The sequence below is a fragment of the Dermacoccus sp. UBA1591 genome (assembly GCF_002322065.1).
GTDB classification, from domain to species: domain Bacteria; phylum Actinomycetota; class Actinomycetes; order Actinomycetales; family Dermatophilaceae; genus Dermacoccus; species Dermacoccus nishinomiyaensis.
On record NZ_DCNR01000057.1, the window covers coordinates 1 to 2,941 of the forward strand.

At 68.9% G+C, this 2,941-nt stretch carries 4 protein-coding genes; all 4 read right to left on the reverse strand.

Going from position 1 to position 2,941, the window contains the following annotated elements; genetic code table 11:
* The coding region (locus tag B2284_RS06500; protein WP_286697307.1) for an NUDIX hydrolase at positions 1-723 on the reverse strand (723 nt) is incomplete at its 3' end.
* An 8-nt stretch (positions 724-731) separates the two neighbouring features.
* Positions 732-1,196 carry a RidA family protein gene (locus B2284_RS06505; RefSeq protein ID WP_006944011.1) on the reverse strand — a complete coding sequence of 155 codons (465 nt, stop codon included), beginning with the start codon at positions 1,194-1,196 and terminating at the stop codon, positions 732-734.
* Between the two features lie 3 nt (positions 1,197-1,199).
* Positions 1,200-1,355, reverse strand: coding sequence for a Sp36 family protein (locus B2284_RS06510; RefSeq protein WP_006943980.1), 156 nt, complete (start codon positions 1,353-1,355; stop codon positions 1,200-1,202).
* Between the two features lie 138 nt (positions 1,356-1,493).
* Positions 1,494-2,941, reverse strand: a 1,448-nt coding sequence (locus B2284_RS06515; protein ID WP_286697308.1) for a penicillin-binding transpeptidase domain-containing protein, incomplete at its 5' end; no start/stop codon positions are given.

Below are 2,941 nucleotides of genomic sequence, written 5' to 3' on the forward strand. Positions count from 1 at the left end.
CGCCATCTCGTCGAGCATCTCCCGCGGGCGCACCCAGCGGCCACGCTGCGACTCACGCGAGACGGCATCGGCGACGGCGCCCTCCGGCAGCAACGCCGTGAAGAACCACGTGTCGAAGCGTCGCTTCTCGAACGGCGGGGTGATCCAGCGGTCGACGGCCGCGACGAGGTCGGCGCGCAGTCGCCGCCCGGCGAGCACGTCGACGAACGTCACCTCGTGCGCCTCGAGGCGCGTGCGTAGCTCGACGTCAGGCCCCGCAGCCTCGGCTGGGCCATCTGTCTCAGCTGCGAGCCCAGCGTCGGCTCCGTCGCCGACTGCGTTCCCGCGTACGTTCGTGTCGACGAGCAGCACGCCCGCCTCCTCGAACAACTCCCGCAGGGCGCACACGACGACGGCGCCTACCGCGTCGGCGTCGATCCCGAGGTCGCGCCCCGCGTCCCCGGCGTCGAAACCGTCGAGCAACCCGGCCTTCACGACGTCCTCATCGGCTGCGTCGACCCGCCCACCGGGAAACACCCACGTCGACGGCGCGAAGTCCATCGTCGAGGCGCGCTCGATCACGAAGACCTCAAGCGGTTCACCGCGCACGAGCATGACGGTGGCCGCCTGCGAGGGCGCCGCCTCGTCGCCCTGCTCGCCCCGGCCGACGGCGTCGAGCCAGCGCATGGCCGACTCGCGGAACGGCCCGATCGGGAACTCGCGCACCTGCGACGACGTGGTCACGGGGCCCCTCAGTCGCGAACGGCGACGGTGATCTCGACCTCGACCGGTGCGTCGAGGGGCAGGACGGCCACGCCGACGGCCGAGCGCGCGTGCACGCCGGCGTCGCCGAAGACATCGCCGAGCAGGTGCGAGGCGCCGTTGACGACGCCCGGCTGGGCCGTGAACGACGGGTCGCTGGCGACGAACCCGACGACCTTGACGACGCGCGTCACGCGATCGAGGTCGCCGATGACGCTCTTGATCGCCGCGAGCGCGTTGAGCGCACACGTACGAGCGAGCTCGCTGGCCTGCTCGGCGCTGACCTCGGCACCGACCTTGCCCGTCAGCGGCAGCTTGCCGGCGACCATGGGCAACTGGCCGGAGGTGTGTACGCGGTCGCCGTCACGAACCGCCGGGACGTATGCGGCGACGGGCGCTGCGACCTCGGGCAGTTCGAACCCGAGCTCCGCGAGACGCTTCTCGATCGCGCTCATCGCTCAGGCCTTGGGGCGCTTGAAGTAGCCGACGAGACCGTTGCCGTCGGGGCCGGGCACGATCTGCACGAGCTCCCAGCCGTCCTCACCGAAGTTGTTGAGGATCTGCTGCGTGGCGTGGACCATGATCGGCGCGGTGAAGTATTCCCATTTCTGCATGCCTCCACCCTAGAGCCACCCACCGCCATCGCGGTCGAAGCGGCCCGAGGCAGACCCCACCCCATGACGGCGCGAGGCCCACCCCAGGACGGGGTGGGCCTCGCGAGCCTGCGTCAGTCGGCGCCCAGCACCTGACGATCAGGGCTTGACGTACAGCGTGATCTTCTTGCCCTTGCCGAGCTTCTGGCCGGCCGCAGGGTCGGTCTTGAACGCCTGGCCGCCGGAGACGTCACCGGAGTTCTGCTTCGACACGGTGACGAGGAAACCGGCCTTCTCGAGTGTCGACTTCGCGTCCGCCTCGCTCTTGCCCTTGACGTCGGGGACACTCACCTCGTCGCCCTGCTTGGTCGCCTTGTCGGGTTCGGCGAGCTTCGCCTTGGGCATGCCCTTCGAGATCGTGTCCATCGTCGCCTTCCACACCGGCGCCGCGATGTCGCCGCCGTACAAAAAGGTGCCGATGTGCTTGCCCCCGATGGAGACGTTCTTGATCGGGTTCTTGTTGTCGAAACCGCGACCCACCCAGACGGCCGTGGAGAGCTGCTTCGTCGAGCCGACGAACCACGTGTGCAGGGATCCGTCGACCGTACCGGTCTTGCCGAAAGCTTCCCGCCCGTCGGCCAGCTTGGCATCGGAGGCGGTGCCGTCGCTGTCGAATACGTGGGTGAAGATCTCCGCCGTTCCGCGAGCCTCCTGCTGGCTGATGACCTGCTTGCACGGCTCGACCTTGAGCGCCACCGGCTTGCCGTTCGCCTGCTTGATCGAGACGACGGGGCGGGGTGCGCAGTACTTGCCGTCCGCCGCGACGGTGGCGAACGCGTTGGCCATCATCATCGGCGAGGACGAGTCGGAGCCGAGCACGATCGACGAGGGGTCGCGCCGGATGTCGCGCCACCCGCCCGTCTTGAGGTCACGGGCCTGAACACCCATGAGTTTGAAGGTGTCCCGCACCTTGCACGGCCCCAGCGACGCCACGAGGGCTCCGAAGGCGGTGTTGACCGATTCGGCGGTGGCCTTGCTCAGGCTCATCGGGCCGGACGGCACCGGGTGGTCGTTTCCGACGGACCAGTTGCCGGCACCCTGACCGCACTGGCCGGGGAACGTCTTCGACGTGAAGTTGTAGACCGGGCGCCCGTCCTTCGTGCCGTTCATGGCGGGAACGTTCACCGTCGAGTCGACGGCGCGGCCCTGACGCATCGCCTCGACGATGGCGAAGATCTTCGCCGTCGAACCGATGGGGAAGCCCGAGCGGACCCAGTCGACGGACGTCGAGAAGTGGTTCGATCCGGCGACGTCGTACTTGGCGTTCTGCGACATGGCCTGGACGAGACCCGTGCCGGGTTCGATGATGACGCCCGCTGCCTGCACGTCCGCGCCGTTGCCGACGGGAACGCGCTTCTTGAGGTTCGAGTCGAGGGCCGACATCTTCTTCGGGTCGAGCGAGGTCTGGATCGTCAGGCCGCCGGTCTTCAGCTTGGCGAGGCGCTCCTTGCGGTTCGCGCCGAGCGCGGGCTGGTCGGCGACCCAGTCGGTGACATAGTCGCAGAAGTACGGGTACTTGCTGCCCTGGCAGCCACCGCCACCGGCGA

Excerpts from the sequence above, each read along its gene's own strand:
- B2284_RS06505 (WP_006944011.1), bottom strand. The coding sequence starts at position 1,196 with ATGAGCGCGATCGAGAAGCGTCTCGCGGAGCTCGGGTTCGAACTGCCC.
- B2284_RS06510 (WP_006943980.1), bottom strand. The coding sequence starts at position 1,355 with ATGCAGAAATGGGAATACTTCACCGCGCCGATCATGGTCCACGCCACG.